13 protein-coding genes are annotated in these 14,380 nt (G+C 66.4%); 4 read left to right on the top strand and 9 right to left on the bottom strand.

Annotated elements, in window-relative coordinates; all coding sequences use genetic code 11:
* Positions 1 to 74 precede the first annotated feature (74 nt).
* Entirely contained in the window at positions 75 to 1,505 is a 1,431-nt protein-coding gene (locus AWB79_RS18235; RefSeq protein ID WP_061168826.1) for a cache domain-containing protein, read from the top strand.
* Positions 1,495 to 2,133 carry a response regulator gene (locus AWB79_RS18230; protein ID WP_061168825.1) on the top strand — a complete coding sequence of 213 codons (639 nt, stop codon included), beginning with the start codon at positions 1,495 to 1,497 and terminating at the stop codon, positions 2,131 to 2,133. The genes AWB79_RS18235 and AWB79_RS18230 overlap by 11 nt, the downstream gene beginning before the upstream one ends.
* A gap of 32 nt (positions 2,134 to 2,165) precedes the next feature.
* On the opposite strand, the gene AWB79_RS18225 is transcribed toward AWB79_RS18230, so the two are convergent.
* Positions 2,166 to 2,783: an MlaC/ttg2D family ABC transporter substrate-binding protein gene (locus AWB79_RS18225; RefSeq protein WP_061168824.1), complete on the bottom strand. Its 618-nt coding sequence runs from the start codon at positions 2,781 to 2,783 to the stop codon at positions 2,166 to 2,168.
* A gap of 260 nt (positions 2,784 to 3,043) precedes the next feature.
* Between AWB79_RS18225 and hpnN the strand changes: the two genes are divergently transcribed.
* A complete protein-coding gene (gene hpnN / locus AWB79_RS18220) occupies positions 3,044 to 5,704 on the top strand; it encodes a hopanoid transporter HpnN (RefSeq protein WP_061168823.1) in 2,661 nt (886 codons plus the stop codon).
* Entirely contained in the window at positions 5,701 to 6,705 is a 1,005-nt protein-coding gene (locus AWB79_RS18215) for an MlaA family lipoprotein (RefSeq protein WP_061168822.1), read from the top strand. The genes hpnN and AWB79_RS18215 overlap by 4 nt, the downstream gene beginning before the upstream one ends.
* Before the next feature lie 42 nt (positions 6,706 to 6,747).
* Here the strand turns inward: AWB79_RS18215 and AWB79_RS18210 are convergent, their stop codons facing one another.
* The 8 genes from AWB79_RS18210 to AWB79_RS18175 all read right to left on the bottom strand — a co-directional run bounded on the left by AWB79_RS18210 (position 6,748) and on the right by AWB79_RS18175 (position 14,370).
* Positions 6,748 to 7,218 carry an acyl-CoA thioesterase gene (locus AWB79_RS18210; protein WP_061168893.1) on the bottom strand — a complete coding sequence of 157 codons (471 nt, stop codon included), beginning with the start codon at positions 7,216 to 7,218 and terminating at the stop codon, positions 6,748 to 6,750.
* 128 nt (positions 7,219 to 7,346) lie between these two features.
* Complete coding sequence (locus AWB79_RS18205; RefSeq protein ID WP_061168892.1) at positions 7,347 to 8,003, bottom strand: phosphorylase; 657 nt, start codon at positions 8,001 to 8,003, stop codon at positions 7,347 to 7,349.
* Between the two features lie 74 nt (positions 8,004 to 8,077).
* Entirely contained in the window at positions 8,078 to 10,057 is a 1,980-nt protein-coding gene (gene shc / locus AWB79_RS18200) for a squalene--hopene cyclase (RefSeq protein WP_061168891.1), read from the bottom strand.
* A complete protein-coding gene (gene hpnE, locus AWB79_RS18195) occupies positions 10,057 to 11,334 on the bottom strand; it encodes a hydroxysqualene dehydroxylase HpnE (RefSeq protein WP_061168821.1) in 1,278 nt (425 codons plus the stop codon). The genes shc and hpnE overlap by 1 nt, the downstream gene beginning before the upstream one ends.
* Positions 11,334 to 12,182, bottom strand: a complete 849-nt coding sequence (gene hpnD / locus AWB79_RS18190) for a presqualene diphosphate synthase HpnD (RefSeq protein WP_061168820.1) — start codon at positions 12,180 to 12,182, stop codon at positions 11,334 to 11,336. Before hpnD ends, hpnE begins: the two co-directional genes overlap by 1 nt.
* Before the next feature lie 245 nt (positions 12,183 to 12,427).
* Complete coding sequence (locus AWB79_RS18185; RefSeq protein WP_061168819.1) at positions 12,428 to 13,366, bottom strand: sensor domain-containing diguanylate cyclase; 939 nt, start codon at positions 13,364 to 13,366, stop codon at positions 12,428 to 12,430.
* 19 nt (positions 13,367 to 13,385) lie between these two features.
* Entirely contained in the window at positions 13,386 to 14,009 is a 624-nt protein-coding gene (locus AWB79_RS18180) for a chemotaxis protein CheC (protein WP_061168818.1), read from the bottom strand.
* A complete protein-coding gene (locus AWB79_RS18175) occupies positions 14,002 to 14,370 on the bottom strand; it encodes a response regulator (RefSeq protein ID WP_061168817.1) in 369 nt (122 codons plus the stop codon). Before AWB79_RS18175 ends, AWB79_RS18180 begins: the two co-directional genes overlap by 8 nt.
* Between the last annotated feature and the right edge of the window lie 10 nt (positions 14,371 to 14,380).

The raw sequence follows: 14,380 nt of genomic DNA, 5'->3' as shown, positions 1-14,380 counted from the left end.
GCTTACAAGCGCATAACTACGTATGCGCGCTACGTGGCTTCACGTAGCGGAAAACCCTGTATCACAGACCCTGGATGACTCCGAAGGCCAAGATTTTCCTGCTGGCGATCGTGCCGTTCGCGCTCGCGATCGGCGGGATCACCTACGGCGTTCGTCAGCAGGCGCAGGCGCTCGCGCAGGCTCAGCACGAAACCACGCAGGCCGCGTATATGTCGAGCAAGGAAATCGAGCTGCGGCATTACGTCGAAATCGCGAAGAGCGCGATCGCGCCATACTACGACGCGCCCGCCGCCGATCCGCACAGCGACGAGGAACGCCAGCGGCTCGCGCTCGACGCGCTGCAACGTCTCGACTTCGGCCAGGACGGCTACTTTTTCGTCTACACCATGCGCGGCACCTCGCTCATGCATCCGCGCCAGCCCGATCTCGTCGGGCGCGATCTCTGGCTGATGCGCGATCCGAACGGCGCGCTCACCATTCAGGAGCTGATACAGCAGGCGTCGAAGGGTGGCGGCTATGTGCGCTATGTCTGGCGCCGTCCGTCCACCGGCCTGCTCGCGCCGAAGCTCGGCTTCGTCGTGCCGCTCGAACGCTGGGGCTGGATGATGGGCACGGGCATATATCTGGAGGATGTCGAGACAACGCTCGCGCGCATCGACGCGCAGGCGGCATCGAACATTCAGCACACGCTGATGTGGATCGGCGCGATCGCGCTGGCTGGGCTCGCGATCATCGCGGTGTGCGCGGCGGTCCTCAACATTAGCGAACATCGCAGCGCCGACGCGAAGCTCAAGCTGCTCGCGCGGCAAGTCGTCGATTCACAGGAACAGGAGCGCGCGCGCCTGTCGCGCGAACTGCACGACGGCATCAGCCAGATGCTCGTCTCGGTGAAGCTGCTGCTCGAATCGGCGCTCGCGCGTTTCGAACGCGGTCCGGCGCGCGAGCCGACCGCGGAAGCCGCGCTCGCGACCAGCCTCGGACGCCTTTCCGGCACGCTGCGCGAAGTGCGCCGCATTTCGCATGCGCTGCGCCCCGCGATGCTCGACGATCTCGGTCTCGCCGCCGCGCTCGGTCAACTCGCGCGCGAGCTCGATGGTCAGAACGGCCTCGAAGTGCGCTTCGAACTGACGGAGAACGGCGCGCCTGCCGCGACGCAGCACGCGACGCTGCCCGATCCGGTGAACACCGTGCTGTTTCGCATCGCGCAGGAAGCGCTGACCAACATCGCGCGGCATGCGCAAGCGTCGCGCGCTGCGATCGCGCTCGATATCGCGGCGCACGCCGTCACGCTCGACACCAGCGACAACGGCCGCGGCTTCGATGCGCACGAGGCGCTTCTGGATCCGGCGAGCGGCGTCGGCCTGCGCAACATGCGCGAACGGCTCGACACACTCGGCGGCAAGCTCGCGATCGCCTCACAACTGGGCCGCACCGCGATCACCGCGACCGTGCCGCTGCCGTTGTCCGCGCCGAATCTACAACAAGGACATACTCATGAGCGTTGAACCCGCACGCATCATTCTCGTGGACGATCATCCGCTCGTGCGCGACGGCCTGCGCGCGCGTCTCGACTCGGTGCCGCACTTGCGCGTGACCGGCGAGGCGGGCAACGCGAACGAGGCGCTCGCGCTCGCCGCAAGCGAAACTGCGCCGCCCGATCTCGCACTGATGGACGTGGGCATGGCGGGCATGAGCGGCATCGAGCTCGCGGCGCGCTTTCACGAGCAGTTTCCGGGCATCCGCGTGCTGATGTTGTCGATGCACGACAACATCGAATACGTGAAGCAGGCGATGCGCGCGGGCGCGAGCGGCTACGTGCTGAAGGATTCGCCCGCCGCCGAGATCATCCAGGCGATAGACGCGGTGCTCGCCGGCAAGACCTTCTTCAGCGCCGGGCTCGCGTCACGCCTGTTTCAGGCACAGTCGATGCAGACGCCGCTCGAGCGCCTGACGCCGCGCGAGCTGGACATTCTCGACGCGTTGGCGGAAGGCTTGTCGAGCAAGCAGATCGCGCAGCAGCACGGGCTGTCTGTGCGCACGGTGGAGACGCATCGATTGAATTTGAAGCGCAAACTGGACATCGACGGACAGGCCGAGCTGATCAAGTTCGCGGTGGAGCACCGCAGAACCTGAAGCCGGCCGCCCGCGAAGTAAGACGCGAAGCTTCAGCCCGCCGAACGGGCGTTATGCTCGGAGAGGAACTTGATGAGGCTGTCGACGCCGCCCTTCTGCAACTGCCCCGCGAACTGTTGCTGGTAGACCTGGATGAGCCACGCGCCCATCATGTCGATGTCGTAGATTTTCCAGCCCTGCGGCGTCTTCTCGAGCCGATAGCGCACCGGATTGTCGCCGCCCGTGGAAATGACGTGTGATTCGACGACCGTGTCTTTCGCGTTGGCGTCGACCTTGGGGGCGTCGAAGCTGAACTTCACGTCCTGGTCGCGCAGTTGCGAAAGCGATGCCGCGTAAGTGCGAACCAGAAGCGTCTGGAACTGCTCGTAAAGCTGCTTTTGCTGCTCGGGCGTGGCGCTCGTCCAGGCCTTGCCGACCGCGATGCGCGTAGTCCGCTGGAAATCGGTGGCGGGCACGAAGCGCGTTTCGACGAGTTGCGTGATCTTCGCCATGTCGCCGCCGCGTGCCTGCGGGTCGGCCTTCATTGCGTTGACGGTGCCCTCGACGGCGGCCTTGACGACGGCGTCGGGACTCGTTTGTGCGAGGGCCTCGCCGGCGACGAACATCGAGCCAAGGAGGAAAGCGAAGCAAATCGACAGATAGCGTTTCATGGCACCCGTTCTCTAATCAGGTTTTTGGTGGCGCGGGTTCGGCGGCCTTCAGACGTCGTGGCGCGGCAATTGGCTGCGAAGCCAGTATACCGACACCGCAACGCCGCGACAGTTCAAGGACAGAGTGTCCCGGCGCGACCGGTATACTTGCGCGGCACACCGCATCGACTTGCGGCACGATTCGGAATCCGGCGGTCGGCATCACGCAATTCGCGCGTTGCAACGCGCAAATACAACAGGACACCCCAGGTAGCGTCTTCATGCTGACGTCCAACATTACTCGCTTCGTCACCCTTGCCATCCGCCGCCCGGCGTGGATTATCGCGGTTTCGCTCGTGCTCGGCGTGCTGAGCACGATTTATGTCGTCCATCACTTCAAGATCAGCACCGATGTCAGTCAGCTGATCGAGACCGAGCCCGAATGGGCCGCGCGCGGCAAGGCGATCGACGAGGCGTTTCCGCAGCGCGGCGCGACGCTTTTGATCGTCGTCGAAGCGCCTGCTCAGGAATTCGCCGATGCCGCCGCGAACGAACTCGCCGCCGCGCTCGCGAAGGAGCCGGACCACTTCAAGTCGGTGTCGCAACCGGCGGGCGGCGCGTTCTTCGAGCACAACGGTTTGCTCTATCTGCCGGTCGACCAGGTCGGGCAGGTCACGAAACAGCTCGTGCAGGCGCGCCCGCTCATCAACACGCTCGCGCACGATCCCACGCTGACCGGCCTCGCGCAGACCCTCAACACCACGCTCAACCTGCCGCTGACGCTCGGCCAGGTCAACCTCGGCCAGATGGCCGGCCTGCTCGGAAAAAGCGCGACCGTGCTGGACCGCGTGCTCGCGAATCAGTCGGCCGCGTTCTCGTGGCGCGGCCTCGCGGGATCATCGAAGGACGATGCGCCCGGGCGCGCATTCGTCTCCGTGCTCCCGGAGCTGAACTTCAATGCGCTGAAGGCGGCGGCCGGCACCTCGGACGAGATTCGCGCGAAAGCCGTGCAACTCGGGCTCGACAAAAAGTATGGCGCGACGCTGCATCTGACCGGCGCGCAACCGCTCGCCGACGAAGAATTCGCGTCAGTGCAGGACGGCGCCGTGCTCAACGGCGTGCTGACCTTCCTCGTCGTGCTGATGATTCTGTGGGTCGCGCTGCGCTCGAAGCGCATGATCGTCGCGGTGTTCATCACGCTGTTCGTCGGCCTTGCGATCACTGCGGCGCTCGGCCTCATGATGGTCCACGCGCTCAACATGATCTCGGTCGCGTTCATGGTGCTGTTCGTCGGGCTCGGCGTGGACTTCGGCATTCAGTTCGGCGTGAAGTATCGCGAGGAAAGGCATCGGCACAAGCGGCTCGACGTGTCGCTCGCGGAGACCGCGCGCCATGTCGCCGTGCCGCTCACGCTCGCCGCCGCCGCGACCGCCGCCAGCTTCTTCTCGTTTCTGCCGACCGCGTATCGCGGCGTGTCGGAGCTGGGGCTGATCGCGGGCGTCGGCATGTTTGTCGCCTACCTGACCAACATGACGCTGCTGCCCGCGCTCATCAAGGTGTTCGCGCCGCCGGGCGAGGCGCATTCGCCGGGCTTTCCGATGCTCGCGCCCGTCGATGAATTCCTCGACAAACATCGCAAGCCGGTGCTGATCGGCACGCTCGTGGTCGTGATCGGCGCGTTGCCGCTGCTCACGCAATTGCGCTTCGACTTCAATCCGCTGCATCTGAAGGACCCGCATACCGAGTCGATGGCGACGCTCATCGCCCTCAAGGATTCGCCCGAAGGCGCGGTGAACGATGTCGCGGTGCTCGGCTCTTCGCTGGCGGACGCAGACCGCATCGCCGCGAAGCTCGCGAAGCTTCCGGAAGTCGGCAGCGCCACGACGCTGTCCTCGCTGATCCCCGCCGATCAGCCGAAGAAGCTCGAGCTCATCAAGGCCGCCGCCGACCAGCTTTTGCCCGCGCTCGATCAGCAGACCGCCGCGCCCGTGACCGACGCGGTTCGGGTCGCGGCGCTCAAACGCGTGTCGAGCCAGCTCGCGCTCGCGGCGGACGAACATCCCGGCCCCGGCGAAAAGGAAGCCAAGCATCTGTCGCAGACGCTCGCGAAGCTCGCGCAAGCCGACGCCGCCGCGCGCGACCGCGCCGAACACGCGATGGCCGAGCCGCTGCGCCTCGCGCTCGCGCAACTGCACGCGCTGCTCACGCCAGCGGAGATCACGCGCGCGAGCCTGCCGCCGCAGATGGTCGAGAACTTCGTGACGCCGAATGGGAAAGCGCTCGTCAGCGTGTCGCCGAAGATTCCGCCGGGCGTCGATCCGAACGACGACGCGATGCTCGCGCGCTTCGCCGACGCGGTGCAGAAGGCCGAGCCCGACGCGATCGGCGGCCCGATCTCGGTTCGTCATTCTGCGGAGACCATCATCAAGGCGTTCGAGCAGGCGGCGGCGTACTCGCTCCTCGCGATCGCGGTGCTGCTGTGGATCGCGCTGCGTCGTTTCGGCGATGTATTGAGAACTTTGGTACCGTTGCTCGTTTCCGCGATCGTCACGCTGGAACTGTGCGTCGTCTTCCGGATGCCGCTCAACTTCGCGAACATCATCGCGTTGCCGCTGATGCTGGGCGTCGGCGTGGCGTTCAAGATCTATTTCGTGATGGCGTGGCGCTCCGGCCAGACGCGCTTGCTACAGTCGAGCCTCACGCATGCCGTGATGTTCAGCGCGGCCACCACCGCGACGGCGTTCGGCAGTCTGTGGTTTTCTCATCATCCGGGCACGTCCAGCATGGGGCGACTGCTGGCGCTGTCGCTGTTCTGCACGCTGATCGGCGCCGTGGTTTTCCAGCCTGTCCTGATGGGCAAGCCGCGTCGCGTGCGCGCCGCGGACCGGGCCAAGCTGCGCGCGGCGCGACGACATGACAACCTTAGAGGAATTGAAGAATGAAGTCGGGATCGACGGCTTTGACCGCTCCTGCTGTGCGTAAATTCGGTTTGAGTCTCGCGATTGCGTGCGCGCTCGCGACCGCGGGATGCGCGACCGGCCCGGACCGCAACCCGAAGGACCCGCTGGAGCCGATGAACCGCAAGATCTTCACGTTCAACGACACGCTCGACACTTACGTGGCGAAGCCCGTCGCGCAGTTCTACGTCGATTACACTCCGAGCCCGTTCCGCACCGCCGTCAGCAATTTCTTCTCGAACCTGGGGGATTTCTCCAACTTCGCGAACAACCTGCTGCAGTTGAAGATCACCGATGCGACGCAGGATCTGATGCGCATCGCGATGAACTCGCTGTTCGGCATCGGCGGCCTGATCGACATTGCGTCGCCGGCTGGCTTGCCGAAGCATCACCAGGATTTCGGTCTGACGCTCGGGCATTACGGCATGCCTTCCGGACCGTATCTCGTGCTGCCGCTGCTCGGCCCGAGCTCGTTCCGCGACGCGACCACATGGGCCGTCGACTGGCGCGTGAATCCGCTGAGTTACTCGGGCCCCGACATTCTCTGGCCGATGTTCGGTCTGAATTTCATCAGCGCGCGCGCGGATCTGATCGGCGCGACCGATCTGCTTTCGGCGGCGGCGCTGGACAAGTACGCATTCGTGCGCGACGCGTACATGCAGCGGCGGCAGTATCTGCTGACGGGCGGTGGCGCATCGACACTGCCGGACTATGGCGACGAAGGCGCGACGAGCCCCGAGGGTGCGAGCGCACCGGAAGGCGCCAGTGCGCCGGGCGAAAGCGGCGGCGGCAGCAAGGAGCAAGGCTTGCCGACGTATGTCGATCCGGGCGCGGCGGCTTCGCCCGCGGGCGGAGTCGGCGGCAAGTCGCCTGCGTCGGAAGAGAAGGCGCCCGCTGCGCCTGCAGGCACGCCGTCGCCGAGTTCGAGCAAGGCGCAAGGACTGCCGCAATACGAAGACCCGGGGGCGCAGCCTGCGGGCAAGTGAGCTCTGAAACAAGAACGGGCGCCTTGAGCGCCCGTGTTGTTTTTAGTGTGCCGCTTCCGCTTCTTCCTCGAACAGATCGTCGCTTGAAATCGCGGGCGCTTCCACCGGTCCCTGATCGCGCCGATACGCCTCGAACAGTTCATCGGCATACCGGATCTTCGTGCGGCCGTGCGGAGCCGGCTCGCCCTGCGCGTTCAGATTCACGAACACCATCTTCTCGACCGTCAGAATGCTCTTGCGCGTGATCTTGTTGCGCACCTCGGCGCGCAGCGTGATCGACGAGCGGCCGAAGTGCGTCGCGGTGATGCCCAGTTCGATGATGTCGCCCTGACGCGCCGAACTCACGAAGTTGATCTCCGACATGAACTTGGTCACGACACGCTGGTTGCCCAGTTGCGAAATCGCGTAGATGGCGGCTTCCTCGTCGATCCAGCGCAGGAGGCTGCCTCCGAACAAGGTGCCATTCGGGTTCAGGTCTTCCGGCTTGACCCATTTCCGGGTGTGAAAATTCATTTGCGTTACCTCGCTTTCCTTGCCGCGCGCGTCGCTTGAACAAAGCAAGGCAACGCGCGCTCGATTAGGGTTTTCCCTGATTATACTGAGATAGGGGTTAACCCGCAGAAAGCAAGCGCGAGGGCAAATCAACCAGGCACGAGCGCTCGCGCCGATTCCAAGGCATGCCGCGCCTGAACCAGCGTCGCGCGGGCCTGGCGCGCATCGGAGGCGAGGCGCAGGAGCGCGCCCAGTTGCGACGGCTCGCGCAGCAGTTCGCGCAAGATCGGGCCGATCGCCGTCGTGCCGTCATCGCGCAGGCCCGCCGTAGCCGCGGGCGGCAACGTGCGCCAAGCCGGATCGACCACCGCGCGGCACACCGCGAACGGCAGCCCGCGCGCGGCCGCGATCGCCCCGGCGACATGCGATTCCATATCGACGGCAAGCGCGCCCGTAGACGAATGCAGCGAGCGCTTTTCCGCTTCGCTCCTGACCGGCGCGGCGACACCCGCCATCTTGCCGCGCCGCGCAACGCGCGCGAGCGGCGTTCCCGCGAACGCCTCGACGATGCGCGCCGACCACGCGGCATCGGTATGCAATTCGCCGAGCGGCCCGCACACGCTGTCCGCGACGATCAGCGCCCCCGGCGCGAGATCCGGCGCAAGCCCGCCCGCCGTGCCGAAGCTGACGATGCCCGAGCAGCCTCGCGCGATCGCATCGGACAGCGCGCGTTCGAGCCAGTCGGCGCGCGCCGCAAACACGACCTCGACGCCGCGCCCGCGCACGATCTTCGCCTCGAAGGCCATGCCCGTCACAGCGATGACCGGCGCGCCCGCTTCCGCCTGATGCAGCGTGCGCGCGGAACGTTGCTCCGGCGCGTTCACATCGCCGCCGTCACGCGCGTGAGACCTTCGCGCGTCAGGTTGCGGTAGCGCGCGAGCGCCCACAGCGGGAAGAATTTGCGATAACCGTGGTAACGCAGATAGAACACGCGCGGGAAACCCGTCGCGGTGAAGCGCGTTTCGTCCCAGAGACCGTGGTCCTGTTGCGTGCGGATCAGATATTCGATGCCGCGCGCGACCGCCGGATGTTCGACGAGGCCCGCCGCCATCAGTCCCATCAACGCCCAAGCCGTCTGCGACGACGTGCTCAGCGCCTGCTCGTAACCGCGATAGTCGAGCTTGTAGCTCTCGCCGTCCTCGCCCCAGCCGCCGTCCGTGTTCTGAATGCCGATGAGCCAGTTCGCCGCGCGCGTCATGCGCGGGTCGGTCGGCGCGACGCCGGCCGCATTCAGCGCGCACATCGCCGACCAGGTGCCGTAGATGTAGTTCAGGCCCCAGCGGCCGTACCAGCTTCCGTCGCGCTCTTGATCGCGCACGATGTAGTCGAACGCGCGCCGCGCCGGTTCGCTGTTCTGCGACGTTTCACCCAGTTGCGCGAGCATCGAGAGACAACGCGCGGACACGTCGACGGTCGGCGGATCGAGCAGCGCGCCGTGATCGGAGAACGGAATGTTGTTCAGGTAGTACTGCGTGTTTTCCGGCTCGAACGCGCCCCAGCCGCCGTCGCTGCTCTGCATGCCGACGACCCATTCGCGCGCCCGCGCGATCGATTCGCCGTACAGCGCCGTGCCGTTCTCGCGGTCGGCGCGCTCCATCGCCATCGCGACGACCGCGGTGTCGTCGACATCCGGATAGTGCGGGTTCGCGAACTGGAACGCCCAGCCACCGGGACGCACGTCCGGACGGCGCGAAATCCAGTCGCCGCGCACATCCAGAATCTGCAGCGGCACGAGCCAGTCGAGGCCGCGTTTCACCGCCGCGCGCGCCTTCGGCATGCCGGTTTCGAGCAGCGCGTGCGCCGCGAGCGACGTGTCCCAGACCGGCGACAGGCACGGCTGGCAATACGCCTCGCCGTCGTCGGCTTCGTCGATGACGAGCAGCTTGTCGAGCGACTTGCGCGCGATCGCGCGGTTCGGATGTTCCGGCGGATAGCCCAGCACGTCGTACATCATGACCGAGTTGGCCATCGCCGGGAAAATCGCGCCGAGGCCGTCCTCGCCGTTCAGACGCTCGTCGACGAAACGCACGGCTTCGTCGATCGCGCGCTCGCGGCCGGCTTTCGGCAGGAGCGGATCGGCCACCCGCAGGATCGCATCGACGACCCGGAAAAACGCGAACCAGCCACGGCTCTGATGCCCCGAGCGCGTCGGCATGCCGGTGTTGACCGGCGGATTGGTGAACACTTCGTCGATGCGCACGCCGCGCGGATTGCGCGCGCGCGGACGCTTCGCGTTGAGCACGAGCATCGGCACGATCACCGTGCGTGCCCAGTACGACACCTTCGACAGATGGAACGGGAACCACATCGGCAGACGCATGATCTCGACCGGCATCATCGGCACCGCGCGCCATGACACCACGCCGAACAGCGCGAGCAGGATGCGTGTGAACACGTTCACCCTCTCCGCGCCGCCCGCCGCGAGAATCGCCCGCCGGGCGCGCTGCATGTGCTCGGCGTCCGGCGAATCGCCAATCATCTTCAGCGCGAAATACGCCTTCACGGTCGCGGAAACGTCCATCGCGCCGTCGCTGAAAAGCGGCCAGCCGCCGTCCGCGCGCTGGATGCGGCGCAGATAGCGGCCGATCTTCGCTTCCAGCTTCTCGTCCGCCGTCTCGCCGAGATAATGGACGAGCAGCACATATTCAGCGGGAATGGTCGCGTCCGCTTCGAGTTCGTAAAGCCAGTAGCCTTCGGGATGCTGCCCGGCGAGCAGCGTGTCGGTGGCGTGGTTGATCGCGGTATCGAGCGAGGCGTTCGACACTTGCGCGCCCGCGGCCGACAGGGATAAATCGTTCATCAGCATTCCATCGATGGGTTCAACAACGCGTCCGCGGCCTTCTGGCCTGAGCGGATCGCGCCTTCGATCGTCGCGGGCAGGCCGGTGGCCGTCCAGTCGCCCGCGAGCGTGAAATTGCGCCAGCGCGTGCGCGTGGCGGCCCGCAAGCCCTCCTGCGCGGGCACGGCGGCGAAGGTCGCGCGGGGTTCCGCGACGACCTGCCACGGCGGCGTCGGCGCGGCGGGCATGCGCACCGCGCGCGCCGTTTCCTGCCATACCGCCGCCGCGAGTTCCTCGTGCGGCGTCGCGAGGCGGGCATTCGCGTCCGAGAGCGTGACCGAAACCCGCCCGTCGGCCGCGAAAATCCGGTCCGACATGCCGTTGACGACGCACGTCAGCGGCTGAAATCCGAGAGGCGCATCGACCGCGAAATGCACGGTGACGATTGCATTCGATGCGTCCGGCGCGCTCAGGTCCGGCACCAGTCGGCGCGCCGCATCGGGCGGCACGGCGAGCACGACGCCGTCATCCGCGCCGAGCATGACGGGCTCGGCCGCGTCCTCGAAAGCCAGCGAGCTTACACGCTCCTTCGAATCCGTGCCCGAAACGCCGATGCTCGCGACCCGCGAGCCGAGACGAATCTCCGCGCCGCCGTATTGCAGGTGACGCAGCGCCGGTTCGACGAACGCATGCGACAGGCCACTCCTCGCAATCAGCGGACGGCAGGCCTGGCCGCCCTGCGCCAGCGTTTCGCGCATCAGGCCGGCGGCGAGTTCCGCGCTGGCGTCGGCGGGATCGGCGTTGAGCATCGCGCGCAGGAGCGGGCGCACGAGCAGATGCCACACGCGATTCCTGCGCCGAACCGATTCCGTGACCGTGCGGCCCGGCTTCGCGAAAAACAGCGGCAGAACCGGCAGATAGTCGGCGGGCTGCGTGCCGGGCACGCGCGCATCGGCGTCGAAGATCCAGCGCGGCAGACGTCCGGGCGACATGCGCACGGTCCACGCGTCGCCGGTGGCGGCGTCGAAGAACGGAAATTCGGGCTGCGTCGGGCCGATCAGCGTATCCGTCGCGCCGATTGCGCGAAGATAGCTCATCGTCGAATGATTGCCGGATAGCAGCAGATGATTGCCGTTATCGACGGTAACACCGAGTTTCGGGTCGAAGGAGGAGCGGCAGCGGCCGCCGGCGAAAGGCGCCGCTTCGTGCAGCACGACGCGCGCGCCGCGTCGTTGCGCCTGAACCGCGGCGGCGAGGCCCGAAAGCCCCGCCCCGACCACAAAGACCCGCCGGGACATCAGATCAGATTGCGCGCCACGATCCACAGCAGGCGCGAACGCGGCGTGCGCACGCGCGTGCGCGGCAGGTCGAAGCCGCGTTTCAGATTGGCGTCGAGCACGGTGCGATACGCCGCCGACATGATGCGCGGCGCGCGCACCTGTGAGCGCGGCGACGCCGCCATGATCGCGTCGGACTGGGCGTAGTGGCCCTTCGCGCGCTCGGCGAGCACGGCGCACACGCGCGGCAGACGCGCGTCGCCGACGATGCTCGCCACGTCGCTGGTGGAAATGCCTTCGCGCGCGAGCAATTCGCGCGGCAGATACACGCGGCCGATTTCCGCGTCTTCGTCGATGTCGCGCAGGATGTTGGTCAGTTGCAGCGCGCGGCCGAGATGGTGCGCGAGGCGTCGCCCGGCGTCCTCGTGCATCCCGAAGATTCTCACCGAGAGCCGGCCGACCGCGCTCGCGACGCGATCGCAGTAGAGGTCGAGCGTGGCTTCGTCGGGGGCGACGATATCGCCGGCGGCGTCCATCGCCATGCCGTCGATCACGGCCTGGAAGTCGTCGCGGGAAAGTCGGAAAGCCTGGATGTGCCGGGTGAGCGCTTCGAGCGATTTCTTAGGCGTGCCGGTATAGCACGCGTCGATGTCCTCGCGCCACTGATCGAGCGCGAGCGCGCGCTCGCGGCGCGGCAACGAGCCTTCGTCGGCGATGTCGTCGACCGCGCGGCAGAACGCGTAAATCTGGTACATCGCGTCCCGCTGCTCGACGGGAAGGATGCGCATCGCGAGGTAAAACGAGCTTCCCGACGACGTTTTCGCGGCGTCTGGAGCAGGCTCGTCAGCGATGATGTTGGAAACGGCCAAGACGAACTCCGCTGTGGCGCCCCCAAGGGCAAATTAAGTGATCAGGCGCCGGTTTCGATGCAACCCGGTGCGCGCGGGACGACATGGCGCATGCGTGAAACGGGGCTGGTTCGAAGGGGGAAGCCGGCGCGAGCCGGCTGCGACTGCGCCGGAAGCGGCAAAGAGTATATCAATACTTTGCCCGATTGCGCCGGGGCCGCGCGGGGCAAGGCGCAGCGGCGATGCGGCCGATGCCGGAAAGTGCGTCAGACGAACCCGATCGCCCGATTCCGCCCTTCGCGCTTGGCCGTGTAGAGCGCGGCGTCGGCCTCGTTGATGAGCGCCTCGTAGGACGAGGTCACGCCAGTCCGCGCACGCGCCGCGCCGACGCTGGCCGTCACCGGCACCCGGGCGCCCTGCACGTCGATGGGCGTCTCGCCGATCGCGCGCCGCACCTTTTCCGCGACGATCATCGCGTCGTCGAAATTCGTGCACGGCAGAAGCAGCGCGAATTCCTCGCCGCCGAAGCGCCCGAACACGTCCTGCACGCGCACGCTCCTGGCGACGCGTTCGGCCATCACGCGCAGCACCGTGTCGCCGACCAGATGCCCGAGATCGTCGTTGATGCGCTTGAAATGGTCGAGGTCGAACAGCAGCATCGACAGCTCGCCGCCGTAGCGCTGCCAGCGCGAGAATTCGTCGGCGAGGCGCAGCTCGAAGTAGCGCCGGTTGGCGATGCCGGTCAGGCCGTCACGGTCGGCGAACTCCTGCAGCTTGGCGACGGCTTCGTCGCGGGCGCGCTGCATCATGCTGGCGTGCGTCACGTCGGAAATCGTCACGCACACGGCGCGCACCTCGCGCTCGTGCGTGAGCGGCATGAAGGTGCAGTCCTGCTGCATGAAATCGACGCCGCCGGTGATCGGCCGGTCGTGGTCGAACTTGAACAGATACGGCCGCTGCTCCCACGAGCTGAAAGCGAAGCTGCCCAGCTGGAACACGCTTTCGACCTTGCGCGTGAACCACACCCGCGGCAATTCCGGAAAGCTCGCAAAAATCGACTTGCCGACGACCTGCTCGGCCGTCCGGCCGCTGTGGTCCGCCATGAAGCGGTTCCACATCAGGACATTGAGGTCGCGGTCGAGCACGAAAACGCCGAACCCCACGCGCTCGATCACCAGTTCGCTCAGCACGTGCAGTTCGTCCATGATCACGATACGCGCCTGCTCAGAGACTGGAGAGAAGCGCATCGAGCGCTTCGTTCAGATGCGTGATGGCGTCCTCGGCCATCAGCATCACGAGGTGCGCGCGGAAGCTGTGGTCTTCCAGCGCGAAATTCACTTCCAGCAGCAGCGCCGTCTTCCACGCGAGCATCGCGGGCTGGAACACGTCGTCGAGGCCGATTTCCTGGCCGAGCATGCCGGGCGGCGAGAAGATCGGCGAGCGGCCCAGGCGGTCGAGAATGCACGACACGCACGCGCCCATCAGCACGGTGGCGACGTCGAACACGAGCTCGGTGCGCGTGGTCGCCTCGTAGGCGGATTTCGTGTACGGATCGTCGACGAGCGCGCACAACTGATCCACGCTGCTGCTCTTGCACAGCACGATCGCCTCGCCCTTGATGTCGGAGCGGAAACCCTGCCGCACGGCCGTGACGGAGTCGGTGATGCCGGTCATTTCGCGCAGCGCCGCCGACGCCTCCGCCACGCTCACCACGCGCACGCGCGGCACCGACAATTCGATGAACGTGCCGAGCAGCTTCGAGAGGCGCGTCGCGGCCTGGCCCATCGCCATGTTGGCGACTTCCTGCAGCGCGTCGCGCTGGTCTTCGTTCAGGGCGGCATCAACCATGGAGTCCGTACTCCTTCAAAACAGGACGCAGCGCTTCGGGCGTCACCGGTTTCGGCAGGAACGCGATCGCGCCGAGCGCGCGCACGCGCTCCTGAGCCATCGGCTGCACATCGGCGGACACGACGATCACGAAAGTGTTCAGGTCCTCGTGCTGCAAGGCGTCGAGCACCTGATAGCCGGTCATGTCGGGCATCGTGAGATCGAGGAACATGACCGATGCGCGGCCCGCCCGGTAATGCTCCAGCGCCTCGCGCCCGTTGGTCGCGTAAGAGATCTCGACGTCCCACTCCGGGGGCAGCGCGCGCGTCAGCACCTTGCGCGCGAGCAGGGAATCATCGGCAATGACAATCGGCAACGGCATGGTCGGAAGG

Origin of the sequence: Caballeronia hypogeia, from assembly GCF_001544875.2 — a bacterium.
GTDB classification, from domain to species: Bacteria; Pseudomonadota; Gammaproteobacteria; order Burkholderiales; family Burkholderiaceae; genus Caballeronia; species Caballeronia hypogeia.
The sequence above is the reverse complement of the archived record's forward strand: the minus strand, read 5'-3'. Positions and strand labels throughout refer to the sequence as shown.